General features: G+C 39.5%; 24 protein-coding genes. 23 read left to right on the top strand and 1 reads right to left on the bottom strand.

Annotated features, from left to right (window positions below; genetic code table 11):
• The first annotated feature begins 184 nt into the window (after positions 1-184).
• The 15 genes from thiL to guaA all read left to right on the top strand — a co-directional run bounded on the left by thiL (position 185) and on the right by guaA (position 14,951).
• Positions 185-1,183, top strand: a complete 999-nt coding sequence (thiL, locus tag FR7_RS15255; protein WP_007932121.1) for a thiamine-phosphate kinase — start codon at positions 185-187, stop codon at positions 1,181-1,183.
• Positions 1,184-1,211: 28 nt separating this feature from the next.
• Positions 1,212-1,703, top strand: coding sequence for a tRNA (adenosine(37)-N6)-threonylcarbamoyltransferase complex ATPase subunit type 1 TsaE (gene tsaE / locus FR7_RS15250; RefSeq protein WP_007932119.1), 492 nt, complete (start codon positions 1,212-1,214; stop codon positions 1,701-1,703).
• Positions 1,685-2,392, top strand: coding sequence for a tRNA (adenosine(37)-N6)-threonylcarbamoyltransferase complex dimerization subunit type 1 TsaB (gene tsaB / locus FR7_RS15245; RefSeq protein WP_007932117.1), 708 nt, complete (start codon positions 1,685-1,687; stop codon positions 2,390-2,392). Before tsaE ends, tsaB begins: the two co-directional genes overlap by 19 nt.
• A complete protein-coding gene (gene rimI / locus FR7_RS15240; protein ID WP_007932115.1) occupies positions 2,389-2,835 on the top strand; it encodes a ribosomal protein S18-alanine N-acetyltransferase in 447 nt (148 codons plus the stop codon). Before tsaB ends, rimI begins: the two co-directional genes overlap by 4 nt.
• Positions 2,836-2,972: 137 nt before the next feature.
• Positions 2,973-4,022, top strand: coding sequence for a tRNA (adenosine(37)-N6)-threonylcarbamoyltransferase complex transferase subunit TsaD (tsaD, locus tag FR7_RS15235; protein WP_007932113.1), 1,050 nt, complete (start codon positions 2,973-2,975; stop codon positions 4,020-4,022).
• Between the two features lie 140 nt (positions 4,023-4,162).
• The gene (locus FR7_RS15230; RefSeq protein ID WP_007932111.1) at positions 4,163-5,584 is read left to right on the top strand and encodes a histidine kinase N-terminal domain-containing protein; all 1,422 of its coding nucleotides are present in this window, start codon (positions 4,163-4,165) and stop codon (positions 5,582-5,584) included.
• A 1-nt stretch (position 5,585) separates the two neighbouring features.
• Entirely contained in the window at positions 5,586-6,167 is a 582-nt protein-coding gene (locus FR7_RS15225; RefSeq protein ID WP_007932110.1) for an ANTAR domain-containing response regulator, read from the top strand.
• Positions 6,168-6,414: 247 nt separating this feature from the next.
• Positions 6,415-6,699, top strand: coding sequence for a co-chaperone GroES (groES, locus tag FR7_RS15220; RefSeq protein ID WP_007932109.1), 285 nt, complete (start codon positions 6,415-6,417; stop codon positions 6,697-6,699).
• A 27-nt stretch (positions 6,700-6,726) separates the two neighbouring features.
• On the top strand, positions 6,727-8,376 hold the full coding sequence (groL, locus tag FR7_RS15215) for a chaperonin GroEL (RefSeq protein WP_007932107.1): 1,650 nt from the start codon (positions 6,727-6,729) through the stop codon (positions 8,374-8,376).
• 221 nt (positions 8,377-8,597) lie between these two features.
• Positions 8,598-9,338: a polysaccharide deacetylase family sporulation protein PdaB gene (gene pdaB, locus FR7_RS15210; RefSeq protein ID WP_007931965.1), complete on the top strand. Its 741-nt coding sequence runs from the start codon at positions 8,598-8,600 to the stop codon at positions 9,336-9,338.
• 147 nt (positions 9,339-9,485) lie between these two features.
• Complete coding sequence (gene mqnE / locus FR7_RS15205) at positions 9,486-10,589, top strand: aminofutalosine synthase MqnE (protein ID WP_007931964.1); 1,104 nt, start codon at positions 9,486-9,488, stop codon at positions 10,587-10,589.
• Entirely contained in the window at positions 10,582-11,421 is an 840-nt protein-coding gene (locus FR7_RS15200) for a menaquinone biosynthetic enzyme MqnA/MqnD family protein (RefSeq protein WP_007931958.1), read from the top strand. The genes mqnE and FR7_RS15200 overlap by 8 nt, the downstream gene beginning before the upstream one ends.
• A complete protein-coding gene (gene mqnC, locus FR7_RS15195) occupies positions 11,418-12,452 on the top strand; it encodes a cyclic dehypoxanthinyl futalosine synthase (RefSeq protein ID WP_007931956.1) in 1,035 nt (344 codons plus the stop codon). The genes FR7_RS15200 and mqnC overlap by 4 nt, the downstream gene beginning before the upstream one ends.
• A gap of 80 nt (positions 12,453-12,532) precedes the next feature.
• Positions 12,533-13,354: an MTAP family purine nucleoside phosphorylase gene (locus FR7_RS15190; protein WP_007931955.1), complete on the top strand. Its 822-nt coding sequence runs from the start codon at positions 12,533-12,535 to the stop codon at positions 13,352-13,354.
• Between the two features lie 55 nt (positions 13,355-13,409).
• Positions 13,410-14,951 carry a glutamine-hydrolyzing GMP synthase gene (guaA, locus tag FR7_RS15185; RefSeq protein ID WP_007931949.1) on the top strand — a complete coding sequence of 514 codons (1,542 nt, stop codon included), beginning with the start codon at positions 13,410-13,412 and terminating at the stop codon, positions 14,949-14,951.
• Between the two features lie 295 nt (positions 14,952-15,246).
• On the opposite strand, the gene FR7_RS15180 is transcribed toward guaA, so the two are convergent.
• Positions 15,247-15,540 carry a hypothetical protein gene (locus FR7_RS15180; RefSeq protein WP_007931941.1) on the bottom strand — a complete coding sequence of 98 codons (294 nt, stop codon included), beginning with the start codon at positions 15,538-15,540 and terminating at the stop codon, positions 15,247-15,249.
• Positions 15,541-15,747: 207 nt separating this feature from the next.
• Between FR7_RS15180 and FR7_RS15175 the strand changes: the two genes are divergently transcribed.
• From FR7_RS15175 to FR7_RS15140, 8 genes are all read left to right on the top strand, one after another.
• Complete coding sequence (locus FR7_RS15175; RefSeq protein WP_007931934.1) at positions 15,748-16,710, top strand: acyl-CoA dehydratase activase; 963 nt, start codon at positions 15,748-15,750, stop codon at positions 16,708-16,710.
• Between the two features lie 29 nt (positions 16,711-16,739).
• Complete coding sequence (locus tag FR7_RS15170; RefSeq protein WP_007931932.1) at positions 16,740-17,648, top strand: acyl-CoA dehydratase activase-related protein; 909 nt, start codon at positions 16,740-16,742, stop codon at positions 17,646-17,648.
• Entirely contained in the window at positions 17,645-18,727 is a 1,083-nt protein-coding gene (locus FR7_RS15165; RefSeq protein WP_007931931.1) for an acyl-CoA dehydratase activase-related protein, read from the top strand. The genes FR7_RS15170 and FR7_RS15165 overlap by 4 nt, the downstream gene beginning before the upstream one ends.
• A gap of 367 nt (positions 18,728-19,094) precedes the next feature.
• Positions 19,095-19,256 (top strand): aspartyl-phosphate phosphatase Spo0E family protein, encoded by a 162-nt coding sequence (locus tag FR7_RS15160; protein WP_007931929.1) that lies wholly within the window; start codon positions 19,095-19,097, stop codon positions 19,254-19,256.
• A 248-nt stretch (positions 19,257-19,504) separates the two neighbouring features.
• Positions 19,505-19,870, top strand: a complete 366-nt coding sequence (locus FR7_RS15155) for a GNAT family N-acetyltransferase (protein ID WP_017531281.1) — start codon at positions 19,505-19,507, stop codon at positions 19,868-19,870.
• Positions 19,871-20,125: 255 nt separating this feature from the next.
• Positions 20,126-21,175, top strand: coding sequence for an AI-2E family transporter (locus FR7_RS15150; protein WP_007931925.1), 1,050 nt, complete (start codon positions 20,126-20,128; stop codon positions 21,173-21,175).
• A gap of 264 nt (positions 21,176-21,439) precedes the next feature.
• The gene (locus tag FR7_RS15145) at positions 21,440-23,551 is read left to right on the top strand and encodes a sensor histidine kinase (RefSeq protein WP_007931924.1); all 2,112 of its coding nucleotides are present in this window, start codon (positions 21,440-21,442) and stop codon (positions 23,549-23,551) included.
• Positions 23,544-25,088, top strand: coding sequence for a DUF3369 domain-containing protein (locus FR7_RS15140; RefSeq protein ID WP_007931923.1), 1,545 nt, complete (start codon positions 23,544-23,546; stop codon positions 25,086-25,088). The genes FR7_RS15145 and FR7_RS15140 overlap by 8 nt, the downstream gene beginning before the upstream one ends.
• Positions 25,089-25,150 lie beyond the last annotated feature (62 nt).

Here is a 25,150-nt window from a genome sequence, read left to right as displayed (position 1 = left end):
TTCTAAAAGCAGTAATCTGAAGTCAGATTGCTGCTTTTATGTATTTTAGCAGATCGATACGGAGAATAATAAGGCAAATGACTATAAAAAAAATATTTATAAGATTGTTGCATATGCAGGATTTCAAACTTGTAAAACAGAACTTTAATACATTTATACTGTTTGGGGATTAGGTAGGTGCAAGATGGAATTTAAAAAACTGGGAGAGTTTGCTTTAATTGATCTGATTAAGGTCGATACGATTCATAACAAGGAAAATGTAGTGATTGGCATTGGGGATGATGCAGCAGCTCTGATACCAGCCCCTCATCAATTGCAATTGGTTACTACTGATATGCTGGTAGAGATGGTCCACTTTGATCTATCGACTACCAGTGCCTGGCAGTTAGGGTATAAATCGATTGCAGTAAACCTAAGTGATATTGCAGCAATGGGAGGACATCCAACCCATGTTGTTATATCTATCGCTTTGCCCAGCTATTTGTCTGTAGACTTTGTCGTATCCTTATATGAGGGAATGAAGGAAATTTGCCATGAATTTGGTGTTAATATAGTTGGTGGGGATACCGTATCGAGTCCTAATGGATTGGTGATTAATGTAACGGCAATGGGTGAAATCGATCCAAAGAAGCTTCAGCGGCGTTCGGGAGCTGATGTGGGAGACTTAGTGGTGGTAACGGGTTCATTAGGTGACTCGGGATGCGGATTAGAGCTCTTGCAGCAGGGAAAATGGACTGATTATGAATTCTTTCAGCCTTTAGTGACAAGACATGTAATTCCAAGACCGCAAGTTACAGCGGGAGCGATGCTTGCGTCTTTTGGTTCAACAAGTATGAATGATATTAGTGATGGTTTGGCAAGTGAAGTTAATGAGATTGCCAGGGCGAGTCATGTAGGGATGCGAATCTATGCTAAGATGATTCCCTTGTCGGCAGAAGTCTGCGCTGCAGCCCGTGCTTTGGGGAAAGAGGGTCTAGAGTACGCATTATATGGTGGCGAAGATTATCAATTGGTCTTTACGATTCCACCCCAGCAATTCTCACTGGTATCCCAAGCTGACCTTGGTACCAAGCTGACGGTCATTGGAGAAGTGATTGAGGAAAGATATGGTGTGCTATTGGTGGATGAAGAAGGAGCAGAGTCACTGCTAGAGCCTAAAGGATATAATCATTTTCGCCAGTAGGCTGGGTAATTAGGAGGAATTTTTTCGTATGCTGGAATTTAAAACAACTTCCCCGGAGGAAACATCGGCGTTTGGCAAATGTTTGGCCAAGATACTATCTGCAGGGAAGGTAGTATGTCTGGTTGGAGATCTCGGGACTGGGAAAACCTTATTGGTACAGGGATTAGCAGAAGGATTGGGCATAGCAGATAGCGTACATAGCCCCACTTTCACCATTTTAAATGTGTATGAAGGACGCTTTCCTGTATATCATTTTGATTTATACCGATTAGAAAATGCTGAGGAATTGTTTGATATTGGTTTTTATGAATATACGGAAGCAGATGGGCTTTCAATCATTGAATGGGCAGACAAGTTTCCTGAAGAGCTGCCTGATGAATATTTATGGATTGAGATACGTTCGAGCTTTGAGAAAAATGAAGGTAGCGTAGAGGACAGAGTCTTACAGGTACGGGCACTTGGAGCTACTTATGAACAACTGTGTGAGGAGCTGAAACAGACATGCCAATTCTTGCGATAGATACAGCTACGTTAGTGTCCAGTGTTGCTTTAGCAACTGTGGACAACGTATTAGCTGAGATTACATTACAAACAAAAAAAACACATTCTGAATTATTAATGCCTCATATTGCTAAACTACTGGATATGGCTCAGGTGGCTAAATCGGATCTTAAGGGGGTAGCTGTCAGTATTGGACCTGGTTCCTTTACAGGTCTTAGAATTGGTTTATCTACGGCTAAAACCTTAGCCTATGCTTTACAGATTCCTGTGGTTGGCGTACCTACTCTGGCAGCCATGGCTTACGGCTGTCCGGTTCCCGGAGTGATTCTGGCTCCTATGCTGGATGCGCAAAAGGGAAACGTCTATCAGGCATTATTTGAATGGCATCAGGGAGAATTAAAAGAGATACAGCCAGCGATTGTGACAGAGGTTACTGCTGCTTTAGAGAGTTTGAGTCAGCAGGAAAGACCTGTAATCGTAATGGGAGAATCTGCGGTCATGTATCGTGACAAAATAGAACAGATTGGAAAAAATCTAATACTTGCTGCACCTCATGTGGTTATCCAGCGAGCCAGCAGTGTTGCCGGTTTAGGTTATAAGCTGATCAAGCAAGGAGTGCGACATGATGTAATGGGTTTAGAACCTTTATATATTAGACGTTCAGAAGCTGAGGTTTTATGGGAGTGTCGTCATGGAGTTGCCAAATGACCGTAATGATGGTACGGCGTATGAATACGCTTGATATTGATGGTGTTCTTGCAGTAGAGCAGCAATCCTTTACGACTCCCTGGTCTCGCGAGGGATTTGTTAATGAAATGAACAATGAATTGTCCTATTATTTGGTGATGGTAGAGGCTGGTAAAATCATTGGCTATGCAGGTATGTGGCTTATTGTAGATGAAGCACATGTTACGAATGTAGCGGTTTTACCCGCATATAGAGGGAAAAAATTAGGCGAAAAATTAATGTCTGCTCTTCTTGAACATGCGAAGAATAGGGGAGCGGTTAGAATGACCCTGGAAGTGCGTGCTTCTAATACCGTTGCTCAAGGTCTATATAGTAAATTTGGTTTTACATCCCAAGGAAGACGGCGTAATTATTATACGGATACCAAAGAAGATGCACTCATTATGTGGTGCGAGAAGTTATAAAGAAATTTCGATAAATAAAAAAAGAGCCACTTTCGTGGCTTATAGGGTGATTGATGATACTTACAATATGTCATAGTGGGTAAGAATGTGACTATTATTGTATTGATTGTAATGATAGAAAGATGGAGGCCTTTGTTTTGAAAAATACGCAGCAGGAAACCAGAAAACCTTGTTTAACACTGGCTCTAGAAACCAGTTGTGATGAAACATCTGCAGCAGTAGTGGCTGATGGACGCATTGTTTTGTCAAATATTATTTCTTCCCAGATTCCAGTACACCAAAAATATGGTGGAGTTGTGCCTGAGATTGCTTCTCGTAAACATATTGAAAATGTACTCCCCGTGATCGATCAAGCACTAAAGGCGGCTGGGGTAGCATTAACCGATATTTCAGCGATTGGAGTTACTTACGGACCAGGTCTGGTGGGAGCATTATTAGTTGGTGTATCAGTAGCAAAAGCCTTATCTTTTGCTGCAGGGATACCTCTCGTTGGCGTGAATCATCTAGAGGGGCATATTTTTGCCAATTTTTTGGCTCACCCGAATTTAGAACCGCCATTCATGGCTTTAGTAGTATCGGGAGGTCATACTTCCCTAGTACATGTGAAGGGGTATAATGAATTTGTATTATTGGGTCAGACACGGGATGATGCGGCAGGAGAGGCTTTTGATAAAGTCGCAAGGGTGATGAAATTGCCTTACCCTGGAGGTCCTTATATTGATGCTTTGGCTGCTAAAGGTAATCCGGAAGCTATTGCTTTTCCTAGAGCACTATCAGGAAAAAACAGCTTTGAGTTTAGCTTTAGCGGATTAAAATCGGCAGTGTTAAACTATTTAAATAGTGCAGCGCAAAAACAAGAAGAAATAAATACAGCAGATGTAGCAGCCAGTTTTCAGGCAGCTGTCATTGATGTACTGGTTAGTAAAAGTCTTCAAGCTGCGGCTGTCTCTGGTGTAGGGCAGATTGTTCTTGCTGGAGGTGTAGCTGCCAATAGTGGTCTTAAAGCTAAATTAGGGTATGAATGCCAACAGGCAGGGATATCCTTCTACTATCCAGATCCTATATTGTGCACTGACAATGCTGCCATGATTGCTTGCAGGGCCTATTATCAGCATCAAATAGGCGATTATGCCGATTTGCATTTGAATGCAAAACCTTCTTTAAAATTAGGCGCAGGGAAGCAGTGACTTAACATATGGAGTAAAATGTAAAATAAAAGTTTGAAAATTCCACGACAAGGAATTTTTATATAATAAGTGGAATAAGTATAAACAAAGTAATAGAGCAGGTATTCGCAATTATTTTTAAGTAATAGTTGGAGGTACAAATGGGAGTGGCTGGAGATATTTGTCGAAAAGTAACTACATTAGCCCCAGCGCAAATTGCAGTGCTAGACACAATTTGCACCGTATTGGGATTAGCAAGTGACTTGGCCCACGCCCAAGTTACCTTATATACGAAAGCGCGTATGGAGAACTTTTTGGTTATTGCAGCGCAAATAAAACCCAATACTAGCTATGTGCAGCATAAGCCCAGCTTATTGGGGTCAACTGTCTATGCCTTAGAGGAGCCGCTTATATGGCGAAGTATCTCCATGGGAGAAGCGATTCATGGACAACGGGAATGGGCTCTGGGTATGTGGATGGAAATGCAGGTCTACCCTGTGCGGGATGCTAGCGGCAATGTAATTGCTGCTGTCAGTTTTGAATCTAGCATGGAAGAAGCTCACGTACATGGGCATCAACTCTTGGTTGAAACAGCACAACTTCTTTTATCGACAGTGAAAATACCAAGCAGCAGTAAGCAATATCGTTCCTTGTCTGCCAGTGATGGTATTCTCATTGTGAATGAGCATGGTAAAATCATTTTTGCTAATTCAACCGCGGATAGTATATATAAAGTATTAGCTGTAGGAAATATTGTCGGACGGCGCATTTATGAGCGCCAGGCCCATATGGGGTTAGCCCAAAAGGCTATGACCATTCAAGAGCCTTGTGAGGCAGAATTGTCAGCAGGCAATATGGTATTGGTACAAAGGGCAATTCCTATTATTGTAAACCAAGTTACAGCCTGTACAGTTGTAATTTTAACGGATGTTACCGAAGTAAAAAAGAAAGAAAAAGAATTATTAATAAAATCAGCAGTCATTCAAGAAATACACCATCGGGTGAAAAATAATTTACAGACCATTGCCAGTTTGCTGCGGCTGCAGTCAAGGCGTACGAAATCCCAGGAAGTAAAAGCTGCTCTACGGGAAAGTGTGAATCGGATTTCGAGTATTTCTGTTGTTCATGAATTTTTATCACAGCAGGATGCAGAATTTATTGATGTAGCAGAAGTGGCTAGAAATATTCTCGACCTAGTTATTCAAAATATGCTGGAACCAGACTTTAATTTACAAACTATTTTTAATGGTGAGACAGTGGTATTTCCCTCGGAGCAGGCTAGCAGTTTGGCTCTGGTTATTAATGAGCTGATCCAAAACTCCATCGAGCATGGTTTTGTAGGTCGGCATGAAGGCATCATCGGGGTTGACATTAGTACCCTGGAAGATGAATATAAAATCGAAATCTATGATAACGGCATTGGCATGCCACCGAGCTTTAATCCCCAATTATCCAACAGTTTGGGATTGCAGATTGTACGAACACTGATTGAGAGTGATGTTGGCGGTAGTTTTGCATTATACACGGATAATGGTACTCATGCTTGTATTACCATTCCCCGTAAGGCGAAAGGAGGAGTTTAGAATGGAATCATTGCGGATTGTTATAGCTGATAATGAATCAATTATTCGGATGGATTTAAAAGAGCTTTTGGAAGAGGCAGGGCATACGGTCGTAGCAGAAGCCTCTGACGGATCAAGGGCTGTTGATTTAGTTCGTCAATATCGGCCTGATTTGGTTATTATGGATATTAAGATGCCTGAGATGGATGGTATTACAGCAGCAAAAATAATTTCCAATGAGAAGCTTGCTCCTGTTCTATTGTTAACAGCATTTAGTCAGAAGGATATTGTGGAGAAAGCGAAGGATTCAGGTGTACTGGCTTATTTAGTGAAACCTGTTAAAGAAGTGAATTTATTTCCTGCTATCGAGATCGCTTTGTCTCGCTTTCAAGAGTTTGCTGAGTTAGAGCAAGAACTCGAGAATGTGAAACAATCCCTAGAGACACGAAAAATTCTTGACCGTGCGAAGGGGATTTTGATGGACGCTTACAATCTTAGCGAAACAGAAGCCTATCGTCGCATTCAACAATATAGTATGAGTAAACGCAAATCGATTAAAGATGTTGCTGAATCCATTGTAGAAGCAGCAACGAAAAGAACATAGCCTGCTTAAAGTGCCTAATTGGGCACTTTTCTACTTATAAGCAGCCAAAAACACCGTTTATCTTTTGCACGTATTATACGCAGTGAGAAGTGAATCTAAATTTTTTTTGAAAAAAATATGGATTTTTCCTATTAAACACTTGCTTTTTCTTGCTGAATTTTATATCATAAATTATGTGATTAGCACTCGCTAACAATGAGTGCTAACAAGATTAATATCATTACATATCGTGGAGGAGGAAATTTCAATGATTAAGCCATTGGGTGACAGAGTCGTCATTAAGGTTTTAGAAGGCGAGATGAAAACAAAAAGTGGTATCGTACTACCTGATACTGCTAAGGAAAAGCCACAAGAAGGTGAAATTATCGAGGTCGGTACTGGCAAAGTATTGGACAATGGCCAACGCGTAGCTCTTGATGTAAAAGTTGGCGATAAAATTATATTCTCCAAATATGCAGGTACTGAAGTTAAATATGAAGGGCAAGAATATCTGATTGTAAGCGAAAGAGATATTTTAGCAGTTGTACAATAATAAAATTATTTGGGAGGTTTACATATAATGGCAAAGCAAATTTTATTTGATGAAGACGCACGTCGCGCATTAGAAAGAGGCGTAAATGCACTTGCAAATGCAGTAAAAGTAACACTTGGACCTAAGGGTCGTAATGTTGTTCTGGATAAAAAATTCGGTGCTCCTACTGTTACAAATGATGGTGTAACTATTGCACGTGACATTGATTTGGAAGATCCGTTTGAAAATATGGGTGCTCAGCTTGTTAAAGAAGTTGCTACCAAAACCAATGATGTGGCTGGTGATGGTACTACTACTGCAACTTTACTTGCACAAGCTATGATTCGTGAAGGTATGCGCAACGTAGCAGCAGGCGCAAACCCTATGATCATTAAAAAAGGTATCGAAAAAGCAGTAAAAACCTTAGTGGAAGAGATTAAAAAATCTGCTAAGAAAGTAGAAACAAAAGATGCGATTGCACAAGTTGCATCGATTTCCGCAGCTGACGAAGAAATCGGTAATTTGATTGCAGAAGCTATGGAAAAAGTGGGTAAAGACGGCGTTATTACTGTTGAAGAATCCAAAGGTATGGGAACTAGTCTTGATGTAGTAGAAGGTATGCAATTTGACCGTGGCTACATTTCCCCATACATGGTAACGGATACTGACAAAATGGAAGCGATTTTAAACGATCCTTATATTTTGATCACTGACCGTAAAATTGGTGCCATCGCAGATTTACTTCCTACATTGGAAAAAGTGGTGCAGCAAGGTCGCGAACTTTTAATCCTTGCTGAAGATATCGAAGGCGAAGCATTAGCAACTTTGGTTGTGAATAAATTACGTGGTACCTTTAAAGCTGTAGCTGTAAAAGCTCCTGGTTTTGGTGACCGTCGTAAAGCAATGCTTGAAGACATTGCTGCTTTAACTGGCGGTACTGTTGTTACAGAAGAAATTGGCCGCAAACTTGACACCGTAGAGCTTGTTGATCTTGGACGTGCCCGTCAAGTACGTGTTTCCAAAGAAGAAACCACCATTATTGATGGCGCTGGTGATGTAACTCTAATCAAAGCTCGCGTTAGCCAAATCAAAACACAAATCGAAGATAGCACTTCTGATTTTGATAAAGAAAAACTTCAAGAACGTCTTGCTAAATTATCTGGCGGTGTAGCTGTAATTCAAGTAGGTGCTGCAACAGAAGTAGAACTGAAAGAAAAGAAATACCGTATTGAAGATGCTTTGAATGCAACTCGTGCTGCTGTTGAAGAAGGTATTGTTGCCGGTGGTGGTACTACTTTCATCGATATCTTATCAGCTCTTGATGCCATTGAAGTAATTGGTGACGAAAAGACAGGTGTTGAAATTGTAAAACGTGCAATTGAAGAGCCTGTACGTCAAATCGCTAACAATGCAGGCCTTGAAGGTTCCATCGTTGTTGCAGGCGTGAAAAAAGCCGGTAAAGGCATGGGCTTCAATGCATTAACTGAAGAATATGTTGACATGATTGCTGCAGGTATTGTTGACCCAGCAAAAGTTACTCGCTCTGCATTGCAAAATGCTGCTAGTATCGCCGCAATGGTATTAACTACTGAAACATTAGTAGCTGATAAACCTGAAAAAGACGGTGGTGCTGGTGCTGCTGCTATGGGTGGCATGGGCGGTATGGGTGGCATGGGTGGTATGGGCGGCATGATGTAATAGCAGCCTCAAGCCCCTTTGCAGGAACGGGCTTGAACGCTGGTAAGCATTAAACGCTACCAATCTGCTACCATAATTAGTAAAAATCAGGCTGCCTACAAGTCTATCAAACTTGTAGGCAGCCTTTTTATATTTCTTCTGCTGTATTTTTTCATTTTTGTCTTCATAATTTTCACTTTGCATGCATACATACTATTGTATGGGGTGGGAGGGGGAAGATTATGGTTCTCAATTTGCGGCGAATATTTCATCATCGGCATTTATTTTATGGCATGGTGGGTCTCTTTGCTATTGGTGCTGTTTATGTACAAGTGGCAGAATTGATTTCTGGTGGACCAATAGCAATTGCTGGTACGCGAACAGAACGAAAGGTTGTAGCGTTAACCTTTGATCATTCTTGGGGTAATAAATTTACACCGTCCATATTGGATACCTTAAAGCAGCATAATCAGAAGGCGACCTTCTTTATCATGGGACCATGGGCACAAAAATATCCAGATGTGGCAAAGCGTATGGTAACGGATGGACATGAGATAGCCAGCCATGGGTATCGTCATGAGAATTATGGAGATCGGACGAGAGAATGGGTAACAGAGGATATTGAAAAATCACATAAATTGATTAAAGAAGTCACAGGGGTGGATGCTACCCTGATTCGACCTCCAAACGGTCACTATAATCAGCAGTCACTAAAGGCTACAGAGGATCTGGGCTACAAAACCATTATTTGGAACATAGACTCGCTGGATTGGAAAAATCCTGGCAGAGATGTTATTATAGAAAGGGTAATGAAACGGTTAAAGCCCGGAGGAATTATTCTTATGCATGCCTCAGATACTCCTGTGCAGACTGCAGATGCTCTGCCTATCTTATTAGATAAAATAAAAGCAGAAGGTTATGAAATTGTTACTGTGGGTCAGCTATTAAATGAGCATGCCGAAAATGGAATACTACGACATTAATAGATTGCTTATGAGCAATCTTATTTTTTTGCATTCTGGGGCAGGGAAAAGGTTATAATATCGCGAAGATATATAAGTTTCATAAACCAATGAAGTGGATTGTATGGCTGCGTCTTCTTTATGCGATAAATGAGGTGACAGGAAAAAATGAATAGTATCGAGATCGCCTCGAGAAAAATAGATAAAGGTGAGCGCTTAAATTTTACAGAGGCATTGGCACTCTATCAGCACAATGATATCCTTAAGCTGGCTGAGTTAGCGCGCATGGTTAAAGAGCGTAAGTCCGGACAATATGTGTATTATAATGTGAATCGGCATATTAACTTAACCAATATATGTGTATCAGGTTGTCCGTTATGTGCTTTTGGCTGTAAAGCAGAGGAGCAGAGAGCCTATGTAATGCAAAAATCGGAAGTAATCGAAATTGTAAGCCAGACAATGAGAGAAACGCCTGATCTTAGTGAAATACACATGGTAAGTGCATTACATCCCGATAAACCATTTTCTTATTATTTGGATATTGTTGCGGCAGTGAAAAGGGCAGCACCCCAAGTGCATTTAAAAGCCTTTACCCCTGTGGAAATTGTTCATTTTGCTAACATCTCCCAACTGGGTATAACGGCAGTGTTAGAACAACTAAAAGCAGCAGGCTTAGATTCCCTGCCAGGTGGCGGCGCGGAAATTCTAGATGATAGCGTGCGTAAGATTATCTGTCCCAATAAAGCTACGACGGCTGAGTGGATTGATGTAATTACAGCGGCGCATTCTCTAGGATTGCCCACTAATGCTACGATGCTTTATGGTCATGTCGAAACAATCGAACAGCGGATACAGCATTTAATTACCTTGCGGGATATTCAGGATCGGACAGGCAAATTTCAAGCCTTCATTGCGTTTCCTTTTCATCCAGCCAACACTGGATTCACTAACTTGCAGCGAGTAAGTTCATGGGAAGATTTGAAGATGATTTCCTTAGCACGATTGGTATTAGATAATTTTGATCATATAAAGGCATTTTGGATGATGCTGACACTGCCGATTGCTCAGCTGGCGTTAACTTTTGGTGCAGATGACCTAGATGGAACGGTTGTGGAAGAAAAGATCATTCATGCCGCTGGTGCTACTACAAAAAAAGGAATTACGAAAAAAGAGATTATCAGTTTTGTTGAAGAGACAGGTTACCTTGCAGTAGAAAGAGATACTTTTTACCGCCCACTGAAAATCTCAAGTGGAGTGAAATCATATGGATAATCAAAGCTTAGGAAATATCAAATTTATTAACTGTTTGCCGCTGCACTATGGGTTATCTCACGGCGGCTTTGGAGAAAAACTTTCGATCTATTCAGCAACTCCGGCCCAGCTTAATCAACTAATAGTCACGGAACAATTAAATATTAGTCCTGTGTCTTCTATTATATATGCACAAAACAGTGAGAAATTAGTAGTGCTGCCCAATGTGTCCATCAGTGCAGAGAACGCATTAGAGAGTATTATCTTAGTGTCAAAACATCCAATTGAGCAGTTAAAGCAGGCTCGTATTGCACTGACGTCCAAATCAGCGACTTCTCATGGCTTGTTAAAAATCATTATGCATCATGCATATCAAGCTTCCCCGGAATATTTTGTCAGTCCCTTGTCTCTTGACGAAGGGGTATTAGAGGATGCAGAGGCAGTATTATTTATTGGTGATGATGCTCTTATGGCTTATCATCATCAATTGGCTGGCTACTATTATTATGATCTGGGAGGGGAGTGGAAAAAACTCACCGGCCTTCCTATGGTATATGCGGTATGGGCACTCAATCGTAAGTTTGCTGATCTAAATAAAGACTATGTACAAATGGTATATGAGAAAGTGACTGGCGGATTTCAATATGGTCTAACTCATATAGCGGATGCTGCTCGTACCTTACAAGATACGTTCTCTTTAACAGCGGCACAAATTGTTCATTATATTGGCTTGCTCAACTATCAATTCAGCCCTGCTCATGAACAGGCTTTATTGACATATTATAGAATGGCTCATGATTTAGGTTTAAGTCCTAACATAACAGAGATTGAGTTTGCAAAGGTGGTAAAATGAGTAGGATACTAGCAACGAATCAAGCTGTAGAAATGTTATCTGGTGGAGATATTTTAGAACTGGGACAGGCAGCAAATAAAATGCGGCAGAAGATGCATCCGGGAAATGTAGTTACCTTTATAATTGATCGTAATATCAATTATACAAATATCTGTACAAGTGAATGCCGATTTTGTGCTTTTTATCGCAGGCAGGGGCATCCTGACGGTTATACCCTATCTCAAACTGCTATCTTTGATAAGCTGAAAGAAACCATTGAAGCAGGCGGTACGCAGGTCATGCTCCAAGGTGGTCTAAATCCAGCCTTAGGTTTGGATTATTATGTTGAATTACTTACCTATATCAAAAAGAATTTTAATATTGCCATTCACTCTTTTTCCCCTGCAGAAATTGTTCATATTGCAAAAAAAGAAGGACGATCGGTAATTGAAATATTAGAAGCGCTGAAAGCAGCGGGTTTAGATTCCTTGCCAGGCGGCGGTGCTGAGATCTTAGTGGATGAGGTGCGGCAAAGAGTCAGCCCTAAAAAAATTAGCGCTGGAGATTGGTTGATGGTTATGGAAGCTGCCCACAAGATAGGGCTTGAAACAACAGCGACAATGGTGATTGGTATGGGAGAATCCTATGCTCAGCGTATGGAGCACATGGAAAAGATAAGGAATCTTCAGGAGAAAACAGGAGGCTTTCGCGCCTTTATTATTTGGTCCTATCAACCTGGCAATACAGAGATGGGTGGGAAAAAAGTATCTACTTGGGACTATTTAAAGACACTGTCTGTAGCTAGATTGTATTTCCACAATATTAAACATATTCAAGGTTCCTGGGTGACCCAAGGACAGAATATTGGGCAATTGACATTAGCTTTTGGCGCTAATGATTTAGGCAGTATTATGCTAGAGGAAAATGTGGTTAAAGCTGCAGGGACATCGTTTCAAATGTCAATTGAAAAGATGGTAACTCTCATTGGTGAAACTGGCAAACTACCAGCGCAGCGTGATACACAGTATAATATAATACGAACCTTTGAATAAGAGTGTTTTAGTATAATAAAAAAAATCTATATGTATTGGTAATTTTAAAAAAAGGTCAATACATAGTAAGGATGGTTAGTGTGGATATACAGGCAGACTATGCGGTAATTGGCGGCTCAGGAACCTTGTCGAGTAATTTTCCTTTAGGGAGCAGTGATCCGGGGGTGGTAATGATTGATGATCATGTACAGTTTGCTACACCCTATGGACTCAGCCCCATCTTCTCTTTGTTTAGCGTGGATGATTGCCCAGTCCTTACGTGCAAAATGCATGGTTGGCGCAGCGGGGTAAGTCGAGCAGATGCTTCAAGGCAAATCTTTTGGGTATTTCGTAAGGTAGGTGTAAAGCGTATCATCAGCGAAGGTGGTGTAGGTACTGCAAACCACCTATTAGATCCTCGTGATTTTGTAATACCAGATGATTATCTTGATCTATCTGTGCGTAAAGATGTGGAGCTGGATGGCAAATATCTACTTATCATGAGAGAAGCATTGTGCGCTGAAGTGCGCAGTACGTTAGTAAAAGCTACTCGCAAGCATTATGACGGTCGGATTTTTACTCGGGGTATTTATGCAAATACTGATGGTCGTCACTTTGAAAGCCCGGCAGAGGTTGCGATGATGAAAGGACATGCTGATATTATTGGTCAGAGTATCTGCCCAGAGGTGTATTTGGCAAGGGAAATCGGGGCATGTTATGCAGGACTTTACTTTGTAGTCAATTATGGTGAAGGATTGGTCAAAGAATGGTCACATCAGGATTTAAAAGATATTTTTTATGATGATGCTCCGATGATTAGCAGGATCATTTTAGATACAATTCGAAATTTGTCGGCAACAGGAAAATGTGCCTGCCGCGATTTACGGAAGGAAACTTTGCTAAAGGGCATTTACAATAAGTAGCATTGTGTGCTATATTTTGATTTAATATCTACATGTAGGAGGAATCTTTTTTACTATGCAAAATAAGCAAAATCAATTAGTTTTAATTATGGACTTTGGTGGTCAGTATAGTCAGCTGATTGCCAGACGGATTCGTGAGTGCGGCGTGTACTGTGAAATTGTGTCATATAAGACATCAATTGAAAAAATAAAATCTATGAGTCCCATTGGTATTGTTTTTTCTGGTGGCCCATCCAGTGTGTATGGGGATAAAGCACCGAAATGTGATCCGCAAATATTTGATTTAAATATTCCTATTTTTGGAATTTGTTATGGAATGCAATTAACAGCTTACACCTTAGGTGGCAAAGTTGCACATTCTGAATCTCGTGAATATGGCAATACACGTTTATTAATTGATAAGAATACAGACATCTTTTCGGAGTTAGGATCAGAAACACAAGTATTGATGAGCCATGGTGATTATATTGAAACGCCTCCAGCTAATTTTGTGGTTACAGCACATACGGCTAATACTCCAGTAGCAGCAATGGCAAATGCAGTGCGTAACATCTATGGCGTACAATTCCATCCAGAAGTAGTACATACGCCAGAAGGAATGAAAATAATCCGGAACTTCTTATTTGATATCTGTCAATGCCGTGGCGATTGGAATATGGGTTCTTTTGTGGATCAGGCGATTGCAGCCATCCGCAAACAAGTAGGCAATAAACGTGTGCTTTGTGCCTTAAGTGGCGGTATTGATTCCTCCGTAGCTGCTGTACTAGTGCATCGGGCTGTTGGTGATCAATTAACTTGTGTATATGTTAACCACGGTTTTATGCGTAAGAATGAATCGGAGCAGGTGGTTAAAACCTTCCGCGATGGATTCAATATGAATTTGGTATACGCCAATGTTCCTGATCGCTTTATGAATCGTATTGCCGGGGTCACGGAGCCTGAAGCAAAACGTAAAATTATTGGTGATGAATTTATTCGCGTATTTGAAACGGAAGCCAATAAATTAGGAGACATAGACTTTTTGGTGCAGGGTACTTTGTATCCTGATGTCATTGAAAGCGGTACGGATACGGCTGCTGTCATTAAAAGTCACCATAATGTAGGCGGCTTACCGGAAGATATGAAGTTTGCATTGGTGGAACCATTACGTGATTTATTTAAAGATGAGGTTCGGGCGCTGGCTAGAGAACTGAATTTACCAGAAGAAATTGTATGGCGTCAACCTTTTCCTGGTCCTGGTCTTGCGATTCGGATTATCGGCGAGATTACAGAAGAACGTTTGGAAATCTTGCGTGAAGCAGATGCAATTGTTCAAGAGGAGATTAAGAAGGCGGATATGTATCGCAAAGTATGGCAATCCTTTGCTATCTTGCCTGCCATGAAGAGTGTTGGCGTTATGGGGGATGAGCGTACCTATGCATATACAGTCGGATTGCGTATCGTATCCAGTGAAGATGGTATGACAGCTGATTGGGTAAGAATGCCATATGAAGTACTAGATCAGATTTCTCGTCGTATTGTAAATGAAGTAAAAGGTGTAAATCGCATTGTGTATGATGTTACATCAAAACCGCCTTCTACCATTGAATGGGAATAAACAATAAAATGCCTTGCGACCTTTATATTATAAGGGTTCTGCAAGGCGTTTTTTTATGCAAGCATACTAAAAACATACTTTTTGTTAGCCATTTGTTTTGCTAATCGCATAGTATTTTCAAGGGAGATATGGAGGAGCGCTCGTCTCTGGGATTTAGTAAAGGAAGTGAACATTTTATCCCGTAATCGTGAAGCCAGAATGCAGGATTACTACGAAAGGAAGGTGGTCCACAACCTGAGAAAAATAAAACCGCCACTACGCTAGTGACGGAAAGCAATGAGATTATGTATCTACTTTAAAGCTTTAAATATTTCCCCTCAGCCTCTTGTAAGCAGTCTTTCAACATATCGAGAGAATCAATATTAGGAATTGTTTCTATTGTTTTTGATCCTTCAGTATTTCCCCAAACGTAGATAGTAGCATCAAATGATTTTTTCGTATTGTCTAGGCCGCTTACTTCAAAAAAATAACCATTATCAAGCATAAGATAAATGCAATTTTCAAAGTCAATTGTTTTAATCGTGTATCTATTGCCAAGTTTTCGTAAAACTTCTTTAATATTTTTTCCTGGGCTTTTAGTTTTAAGCATATTTTCACCTCTTTAAAGTGAGTATTCGACAAGAACCATTAATTACCTGTAAAACAATGGAGGTAAAAGACGTTTTGTCCCAAAAGCACAAAGCTAAATGAGTATTACTGTTTCTTATCGAAATTTGATTTTATTTTACTAAAATTGGTAAAATATAAAAAATATGGTATACTAATCAAAGTAAACGCTATATGGGAGGCATTTTTGATGCATGTATATTTAGGTATTGACGTGGGTTCAGTAAGCACTAACGTTGCTGCTCTTGACGAATTTGGTAAGGTAATCGATACGTTATATATACGTACGCAAGGGAGACCGATTGAAGCGGTGCAAAATGGCTTACGTCAAATTAAAGAGCGTAACCCTGAAATAAAGGTTCAAGGTGTCGGCACTACTGGTAGTGGCCGGCATCTCACAGGGGTAATAGTAGGAGCAGATAGCATAAAGAATGAAATCACCGCCCATGCAGTAGCAGCGATGCATATCATGCCAGATGTGCAAACCGTACTAGAAATTGGCGGACAAGACTCTAAAATGATTATTATTCGTAATGGAGTAGTTACTGATTTTGCTATGAATACTGTATGTGCAGCCGGTACAGGATCTTTTTTGGACCAGCAAGCTGCTCGTCTTAATATAGGAATCGAAGATTTTGGCGACAAGGCTTTAGAGTCAAAAACACCAGTCCGGATTGCGGGACGCTGTGCGGTTTTTGCCGAATCTGACATGATTCATAAACAGCAGACTGGTCATGTAACTTCAGATATTCTTAACGGATTATGTCAGGCTTTAGTAAGAAACTACCTCAATAATATAGGCAAAGGAAAGCAAATCCAAAGTCCTATTCTCTTCCAAGGCGGGGTAGCGGCAAACAAGGGAATCAAAAGAGCTTTTGAGGACGCGTTAGGTTGCCCTGTCGTGGTTTCACCCTACCATAATGTTATGGGAGCCATTGGTTCTGCTTTATTAGCCAAGGAAGAAGTTGCTCAGACAAAACGAACTGTTTTCCAAGGTTTTGATGTAATTGATTTTGTCTACACACCACGAAGCTTTGAGTGCAGTGGCTGTGCTAATATGTGTGAAGTCGTTGAAATTCAAATGAACGGTAATGTAGCAGCGCGTTGGGGGGACCAATGTGGTAAATGGAGTAATAGTGTAACAGTTGCTTGAGAAAAGGCTAAAAAGGATGATGATGTTTCTTGACGATAAGAATTGGGTTACCACGGGGGTTGCTATATTATCAATATGGATCAATCTGGGAAAAATTTTTGCAAGAACTGGGGGCTGAGGTAGTTGTTACTGGCGATACCTCTAAAGCGACGCTGAATTGCGGAAGCGGATTGGACGAGGTATGCTTGCCTGCTAAAGTATATTTTGGACATATTAATGATTTATACAAACAAGTTGACTATCTATTTACGCCAAGGATCATCAGCGTTGCGGCTGGGCAATATACATGTCCCAAAATTATTGGTATGCCGGATATGCTGCGTAGTAATATTGATAACTTACCGCCGCTTATTGATGTCAACTTGAATCTTCGCCAAAATAGTCGCAGCTTGTATCAGGCGATTATAACTGTAGGACATATGCTGGGCAAAAATGCGATTAGCAGTCTTTATGCATGGTATCATGCTTGGCAGTATCGGCGCATGGATCAAGCCATCCGCTATAGTAAGCCTAACGGGCAGCGTATAGGCTTAATTGGTCATCCCTACATCATTTATGACCGACAAATTAGCATGAATATTATTGATAAATTGAATCACTTTGGTATTGATGTTATAACTCCTGAGATGATTAGTAATCGCCAAGCTGCTATTGCTGCTAAAACTCTTGGCAAAAAAATCTTTTGGTCTAATGGCGACCATATGGCAGGTGCGGCATTAGCCTTAATACAATCGGGACAACCAGTTGACGGGCTGATTTTTATCACTTCTTTTACCTGTGGACCTGACGCTTTAATAGGTGAATTGGTCAGTCAGCGCGCCCAAGCACTTAATATCCCATGCATGCTCTTAACAGTAGACGAACATACGGCTGAGGCAGGCTTTGTGACAAGGCTGGAAGCGTTTACGGATATGTTAATTCGGAGGAAACAGTCATGATTGTTACTTTTCCCCATATGGGAGATATGAGTATAGCCCTTAAGGAGCTTTTCACCGGTCTCGGACGACAAGTGGTGCTTCCTCCGCCCATTTCTAAAAGGACGTTGGAATTGGGTATAAAATATTCTCCAGAGACCGCTTGTCTGCCCTTTAAAATCAATTTAGGGAATTTTATTGAAGCCCTTGAACAAGGGGCAAATACAATTGTAACTTGCGGAGGGGTTGGTCCCTGCCGATTAGGTTACTATGCTGAAATACAGCAGGGCATCCTTAAAAATTTGGGCTTTAATTTTGATATGATAGTTGTTGAACCCGATATTGTTGATATTATAAAGCAATTACACCGGGTTGCTTTTAAACGTAATTTTTGGGAGGTTTATTTAGCATTTCGCTTGGCTTTGGCTAAAATACACGCGATGGATAGTATTCAGCGAAAAGTGAATATGATACGACCGCGGGAGGTATCTGTGGGTGAATCAGATTTTATCTGGCGACAAACTGTTGATGTAATCGATGCCGCAGAAAATCTTTCTACATTAAGAACCGCTTGGCATAAGGGTGAAAGCGAACTGGACGAAGTTAAACTCAAGTCTGGAACTAGACCACTGCGTATTGGTGTAGTTGGTGAAATTTATGTTATGCTTGAGTCATCTATTAACCAGAACTTAGATTGGCGTTTAGGAAATATGGGAGTAGAAGTATATAAAACCATGTATTTGAGCGACTATATAAATGGTCATTTGTTTAGAAAGCGGGAATATCTCAAGAAATTTAAATATTTAGCCGATTTGGCTCAACCCTATCTTGGTCATTATGTAGGTGGCCACGGCATAAAAAGTATCGCTCATACGGTCAATATGGGACAAGAAAAATATGACGGCATTATTCATGTGTTCCCGTTCACCTGTATGCCTGAAATTGTTGCAAAAAATATTCTACCTAAAGTTAGCAATGATGTGGACATTCCGGTTTTATCTTTAGCTTTTGATGAACAATCTGGTGAAGCCGGTATAGTGACTCGATTGGAAGCTTTCATCGACTTGTTAAGATACCGCCGTGTAAAACATCATTTGGCTTAAAAAGCAGGGGTTAAGTAGCAGAAATACTAAGCATTTCAGATAAATAAACTCCACATAATACCGTTAAACTGAGTGGGAATAAAATAAAATGCTTTGCAACCTTTATGATATAAGGCTTTGCAAGGCGCTTTTTTTATGAGCATACTATAATTAAGAGCAAGCTGCATCTGGTGAAAGGTGGAGATGTTGGTATAAGATATACCTGTAAGGTCATGGGTAGCAGGTCTATTTATACGATGATGATGGAAAAGGTTTTTTTGAATGTAAATAGAAAAATAAAGTTTATCTGAGAACTGTACTTCGACAAATTTTGTATTAATGTATACATTATAATGATTAATGTATAAAAAATAGAAAGGAAATTGTCATGAAAACTTTATGGTATATGATAGATCACTTACGGGAAGAAATGCACGTAATGGCACTCAAAAAGGGAATATCACATCCAGATGTTTTAGTGGTTAGTCAGAGGCTGGATGAGGCAATAAATAAATTTTATAATGTTGAACTAACTCAAAAAGCTGGATAAGAATGAATTAAATGTTTGCCTGGCGTGATGGTTGGGAAAACACTTATTAGTGCACCTAGAAACCTTTAGTAAGGATTTGTAGGTGCTTTTTTATGAAGCATATTAAAAAATGCTGTTTCGTTATAAAGATTCTTTTTAAGGGAGATTGAATTGTAATAAAACTGACATATATGATATAGTTAAAAGAGCCTAATAAGGGGGAGAGTAAAATTGATGTAAAAGAGATTTCTGCAAAAGAGACATGGTATTTGAGACATAAAGTAATGTGGCCGGAAAAAGATATCGAATATATAAAATTAAAAGATGATGAATTGGGAAAACATTTTGGTTTATTTGTGAATCATGACCTAATTTCTGTAATATCGCTTTTCGAAAAAAATAATGTAGTCCAATTTAGAAAATTTGCAACCCTGCAAGAATTGCAAGGGAAAGGTTATGGAAGCGTGTTATTGGATTATGTATTAAAAGAGGCAGAAAAACAAGGTGCAACATCATTTTGGTGCAATGCAAGAGTGAATAAAATCGATTTCTATAAAAAATTTGGCTTTGAAGAAATAGAAGAGGCTGCAACAAAAGATGGAATGAAATATGTGAAGATGAGTAAGAATTTTTAAAACGTCACAGCAGATGTGGCGTTTTTATTCATAGCTAAGATAGAAAGGTAGTAATAATTGTTATATAATGTGAAGCGTCACTGAAATCTAAAGACCGTAATGGTGTTTGAGAGATTAGGGGAAAGACTAAAATAGACGCAGGATAGGGATACTAAGAAGCAGCATGTTAAAACGCATGAATATGCATCTTTATGCTAAATGAGCAGTGATTATCAAAAATAGGTATTTTTACTATGCTGATAAGGGGAGATAATTATGATTAGTGATAGTAAGAGAATGACTCCATTACAGTGGGGGACTCTCTGGAAAGATTGTATTTTTATATTTTTTTTATTTTTTATTGTTTTGGTATCGGTGTTATATATATATGCTAAATCCTTATTGATACTTTTACTTGTTACTGCATTATTGTTTATTTTGCTCGATCCGATAGTGCTTCGGCTTTCTCGTTCAATTTCTCGTGGGGTAGCAGTACTCTTGGCATTGTTTGGTTTTTTTGGTGTGCTGGCAGTGCTGATGAGTGTGATTTTTCGCACGATATTACCTGATTTAGCAGGTTTTATCCGCGAGTTTCCGGCCTTTATTATTCATTTTGATTCTTCTATTGTGGTTAATATGCTGCCCGCCGAATTTGCAGAGTATGGTAATCAGGTGCTGCGTGATACGGTTGTTTTTGCCGTGGATATGGTAAAAGAATCGGTGATACCTTTAATTCGTACTTTTTCAGGAGTTGCAGAAATGATTGCAGTACCTTTCTTAACTTTTTACTTATTAAAAGACGGGCGAAAAATTGCCTCTTCTATTGCAGATTTTTTACCGCCTTTACAGGTAAAACGCTTTGCTGCTTTCTTTGGTGATATTAATATTGTGCTGGGCGGCTATATTAGAGGACAGATGTTAATTTCTATTTTTTCAGGTTTTGTCGTGTTCCTGGGAAGTTATATCTTTGGTCTGCCTTATGCTCATGTCTTGGCATTAGTATCTGCTTTATCGGAGTTTGTACCTGTTATTGGTTCTATAGTAGCCACGGTTCCAGGTACTTTGGTTGCCCTGTCCTATTCTCCCTTGCTAGCCTTTAAAGTACTGCTATTTTATATTATTTTATTAAAGATAAATCATAATATTATATATCCCAAAGTAGTCGGCAAAGCGATTAAGGTTCACCCTGTATTTATCATGGTTACCATCTTGCTTTTTGGTCATCTTTTTGGCATTACAGGAATGTTATTTGCCGTACCAACGGTTGCAGTAGGTAGAGTATGGTTAATTCATTTACTGGATAAATCCAATACTCTTCATGAGTGATTTCTATGCGATTTGCTCTTAAAATGAAAAATGAGACTTATAACCTAATGATTAGGTTATAAGTCTCATTTTTTTAGTAATAAGGGAATGAAGCCCTCTCCAAAAGTCCAATAAGATCTGATCTCATATATAAAATACGATAATTTTAGCCATAAACAGATTGGCTGGATATGAAGATTTTCCAACGAATAGGAAGGTTCTGGATGAAAAATGGCGAAAGTTGTATAAAGGATTGAAACGTTTGATACGCAGGGGGAAATAACTGTGAAATATGCAGTTTCTTTTACGTTGCTAACGGTGTTGATTATTACTTTTTTATTAGGTGGAACTTTTATTCTGCTTATTAAGCAAGAAATAGCAGGAGAAATCATTCCTTGGTCAAGATATAAGGATGGGAATATTGTCCATTCCGAGGCTAATGACCGTGAGGAATTATATCGTAAAGACAGAAAAAAGATTTTAGTACTTCATTCCTATCATTCGGAAATGCCTTGGGTAAAATTAGAAGAACAGGGCATTAAGTCGGTCTTCCAGCAAGATAAACAGGCAGTGCTGTATTTTGATTATATGGATACGAAACAGAATATTACTTCTGACTATTTAGACAGTTTATATAAGCTCTATGAGCAAAAATACAAAGGAAAGAAATTTGATGCAGTTATTGTTACGGACGATGCAGCTTATGATTTTGCATTAGCATATCAGCAAACACTTTTTCCTTCTACCCCGATCATTTTTTGTGGTGTAAATTATTTTGACGAGACGGCTATACAGGATAAAACATGGGTGACAGGTATCATTGAGGACGTGGATATAAAGAGTACGATTGAAGCGGCTTTATTGTTACAGCCACAGGTGACAAAAATAGTTGTTATCAACGATGAGACGACAGTTGGCAAAGCCAATAAGCAATTACTCGAAAAAATCATGCCTAGTTTTGATAGCAAAATACAGTTTATTTTTCTAGAGAAAATGGCGATGTCTGAAGTGCTGGAGAAGATAGCTGCTCTTTCTGATGATACAGTAGTCTTGCTAATGACTTTCAATGTGGATAAAGATGAAACTATTTTTAGCTATGAAGAAGCAGGGGAACTAATTGGAGCAAATAGTAAGGTGCCTGTATATTGTTTTTGGGATTTTTATTTAAAGTCTGGTATGTTGGGCGGAAAGGTAACCAGCGGGTTTAATCAAGGGAAAATAGCTGGTGAATTAGCTCGGAAAGTTGTCTTCGAAAGAATTCCTCCAGTTAATATGCCTGTGATAAAGGAAAGTATTCAGCAGTATATGTTTGATTATCATGCATTGCGCAAGGCTGGAATAAAAAAAGAATCCTTGCCTGTAGGCAGTGTTGTCGTAAATAGTCCTGTTACCTTCTATGAGACATATAAATATTTAGTATGGTTCTTAACAGTGGTATTCATGATCTTGCTATTGCTGGTTGCCATATTGGCGATTAATATAAACAGTCGAAAAAAGGTTGAGGAAGAAATTCGTCATTTAAATAGGGAACTAGAGAATCAAGTATCCGAGCGAACAAGGGCATTGCAGGATACGAATTCTGCTCTGCGGCATACCTTAGAAGATTTGCAGCAAACTCGCAGTCATTTAGTAGAAGTAGAAAAGATGGCTTTATTAGGGGAGTTAGTAGCGGGCGTGGCACATGAAATTAATACGCCAGTAGGGAATAGCATTACGGCAATTTCCCATTTGTCAGAGAAAACAGGTGAGTTGGATCGGAAATTTTCAGATGGCCAGATGAAAAAATCAGATTTACAATTGTATTTAGAGTCTTCCAATCATGTAAGTAAGATTATTTTTACGAATCTGGAACGGGCAGCTGAATTAATTCGCAGTTTCAAAAAAGTGGCAGTTGATCAATTGGTGGAAGAACGACGCAGTTTTCAATTGGAAGAATACATACAGGATGTATTGGTAAGTTTGAGACCGCAATTAAAAAAGACCCATCACACGGTAAATGTGATTTGTCCAGAGGCAATTAAAGTCTATTGGTATCCTGGGGCTTTTTGGCAAATCATTTCGAATATGTTAAATAACTCTATCATGCATGCTTATGAGCCAGATGATGCTGGTACGATAACTATTGAGATTTCCTACTCAGCTGGGATTATCACCTTAACCTATGCAGATGATGGAAAAGGCATGACGCCGGAGGTGCAGAAGAAGATATTTGATCCTTTTTTCACCACTCGCCGAGGTACCGGCGGTACTGGTCTTGGTATGCATATCGTATATAACTTAGTTGTTTTCAAAATGGAGGGTACGATCGAATGTACCAGTCAGCTAGGGGTTGGTACTGTGTTTACAGTAAAGCTTCCTGAACGTATCCGAGGAAAAGGAGAAACGAATCATGTATGACGAATTATTATTTGCAGATGAGACCGATGTAGTAGAGCCAAAGATAGTTGATAGGATAAAGGTTTTAATCGTTGATGATGAAGAAGAAGTACATATTGTTACGAAGCTCGTATTAGATGATTTTGTTTTTGAAGGAAAAAAGATTGAGCTGCTCAGTGTTTACTCTGCCAGTGAGGCGAAAGACGTATTACTTAAGCATGAAGATATTGCCCTTATTTTATTAGATGTAGTTATGGAAAGGGCGGATGCTGGTCTACAGCTGGTGAAGTATATTCGGGAAGTGATGGGCAATAGCCTGGTTCGGATTGTATTACGTACAGGGCAGCCGGGGGAAGCACCAGAGGCAAGAGTCATTGTAGAATATGATATTAATGATTATAAAGAAAAGACAGAGCTGACAGCACAAAAGCTGCTGACAACTTTGATTTCTGCTTTGCGTTCCCATCGAGATTTACTGACAATTGCCATGAATAAAAAAGGCTTAGAGAAGATTATTGAGTCTTCACCGGAAATTTTCCGCATGCAATCGATGCAGAATTTTGCAACTGGTGTATTAATGCAGCTGATTGCTATGCTAAGGCTAAACAAAAACAGTTTATATTTAAAAGTATCCAGCTTTGCTGCTACCCGGAAAAAAGATGGTGAAATTAAAGTATTGGCAGCTACTGGTGATTTTCACATACAAAATTACGAGAAGCTTTCTCAAGATATACATGACAAGCTGGATTATGTCTTAGCGGCAAAACAAAGTATTTTTTTAGAAGACTATTTTATTTTATATTGGCAAAGTGCTGATGAACATGTATATTTGATTTACATGGAAGGCGACCAAAGACTTAGTGATCTGGACCGACGTCTATTGGATGTTTTTTGTCTGAATGTTTCCTCTGCTTTTGAAAATTTAAAACTGCATTTAGAAATGTATGATACACAGCGGGAAGTTTTCTTTCGTCTGGCGGAGGTGGCAGAGACAAGATCCAAAGAAACGGGCAATCATGTACGGCGTGTAGCAGAATATGCTCGTCTTTTAGCAATGAAATATGGATTGTCAGAAAAAGATGTAGATACTCTTCACTTAGCGGCCCCCATGCATGATATTGGCAAATTAGGTATACCTGATGAAATTTTAAATAAGCCAGGGAAATTAACGCCGGAAGAGTTTGAAATTATTAAGCTTCATGCTAATATTGGATATGATATGTTAAAGGGTTCCCATTTGCATATGCTGCAGGCAGCAGCTATTATTGCAAAAGAGCATCATGAGCGATATGATGGAAGAGGATATTCTTCTGGATTACAAGGTAATGAGATTCATATTTTTGCTAGAATAACAGCCATAGCGGATGTGTTTGATGCGCTGAGCTGTGACCGAGTATATAAGAAAGCTTGGCCATTGGAAGATGTATTATCTTATTTCCAGGAAGCTAAAGGAGGGCAGTTTGATCCCGAATTGGTAGAGTTGCTTTTTAGCAATTTAGATGAATTCTTGCAGGTGCAGGAAAAGTTTGCAGATGATTTTCATCATACAAATGTCTAAAAATAGGCAGAATACTAGTACCTCATCGGTGCTAAAACTATAGATAATTTAGCAGAGTATTT

The organism is Pelosinus fermentans DSM 17108, from assembly GCF_000271485.2.
GTDB lineage: Bacteria > Bacillota > Negativicutes > DSM-13327 > DSM-13327 > Pelosinus > Pelosinus fermentans.
The sequence above is the reverse complement of the archived record's forward strand: the minus strand, read 5'-3'. Positions and strand labels throughout refer to the sequence as shown.

Coding starts and splice junctions, on each gene's coding strand:
- mqnE (WP_007931964.1), top strand. CDS start 9,486: ATGAATAGTATCGAGATCGCCTCGAGAAAAATAGATAAAGGTGAGCGC.
- rimI (WP_007932115.1), top strand. CDS start 2,389: ATGACCGTAATGATGGTACGGCGTATGAATACGCTTGATATTGATGGT.
- FR7_RS15175 (WP_007931934.1), top strand. CDS start 15,748: ATGCATGTATATTTAGGTATTGACGTGGGTTCAGTAAGCACTAACGTT.
- FR7_RS15230 (WP_007932111.1), top strand. CDS start 4,163: ATGGGAGTGGCTGGAGATATTTGTCGAAAAGTAACTACATTAGCCCCA.
- tsaB (WP_007932117.1), top strand. CDS start 1,685: ATGCCAATTCTTGCGATAGATACAGCTACGTTAGTGTCCAGTGTTGCT.
- groL (WP_007932107.1), top strand. CDS start 6,727: ATGGCAAAGCAAATTTTATTTGATGAAGACGCACGTCGCGCATTAGAA.
- thiL (WP_007932121.1), top strand. CDS start 185: ATGGAATTTAAAAAACTGGGAGAGTTTGCTTTAATTGATCTGATTAAG.
- FR7_RS15160 (WP_007931929.1), top strand. CDS start 19,095: ATGAAAACTTTATGGTATATGATAGATCACTTACGGGAAGAAATGCAC.
- FR7_RS15225 (WP_007932110.1), top strand. CDS start 5,586: ATGGAATCATTGCGGATTGTTATAGCTGATAATGAATCAATTATTCGG.
- FR7_RS15150 (WP_007931925.1), top strand. CDS start 20,126: ATGATTAGTGATAGTAAGAGAATGACTCCATTACAGTGGGGGACTCTC.
- pdaB (WP_007931965.1), top strand. CDS start 8,598: ATGGTTCTCAATTTGCGGCGAATATTTCATCATCGGCATTTATTTTAT.
- FR7_RS15165 (WP_007931931.1), top strand. CDS start 17,645: ATGATTGTTACTTTTCCCCATATGGGAGATATGAGTATAGCCCTTAAG.
- mqnC (WP_007931956.1), top strand. CDS start 11,418: ATGAGTAGGATACTAGCAACGAATCAAGCTGTAGAAATGTTATCTGGT.
- groES (WP_007932109.1), top strand. CDS start 6,415: ATGATTAAGCCATTGGGTGACAGAGTCGTCATTAAGGTTTTAGAAGGC.
- tsaE (WP_007932119.1), top strand. CDS start 1,212: ATGCTGGAATTTAAAACAACTTCCCCGGAGGAAACATCGGCGTTTGGC.
- FR7_RS15200 (WP_007931958.1), top strand. CDS start 10,582: ATGGATAATCAAAGCTTAGGAAATATCAAATTTATTAACTGTTTGCCG.
- guaA (WP_007931949.1), top strand. CDS start 13,410: ATGCAAAATAAGCAAAATCAATTAGTTTTAATTATGGACTTTGGTGGT.
- FR7_RS15180 (WP_007931941.1), bottom strand. CDS start 15,540: ATGCTTAAAACTAAAAGCCCAGGAAAAAATATTAAAGAAGTTTTACGA.
- FR7_RS15140 (WP_007931923.1), top strand. CDS start 23,544: ATGTATGACGAATTATTATTTGCAGATGAGACCGATGTAGTAGAGCCA.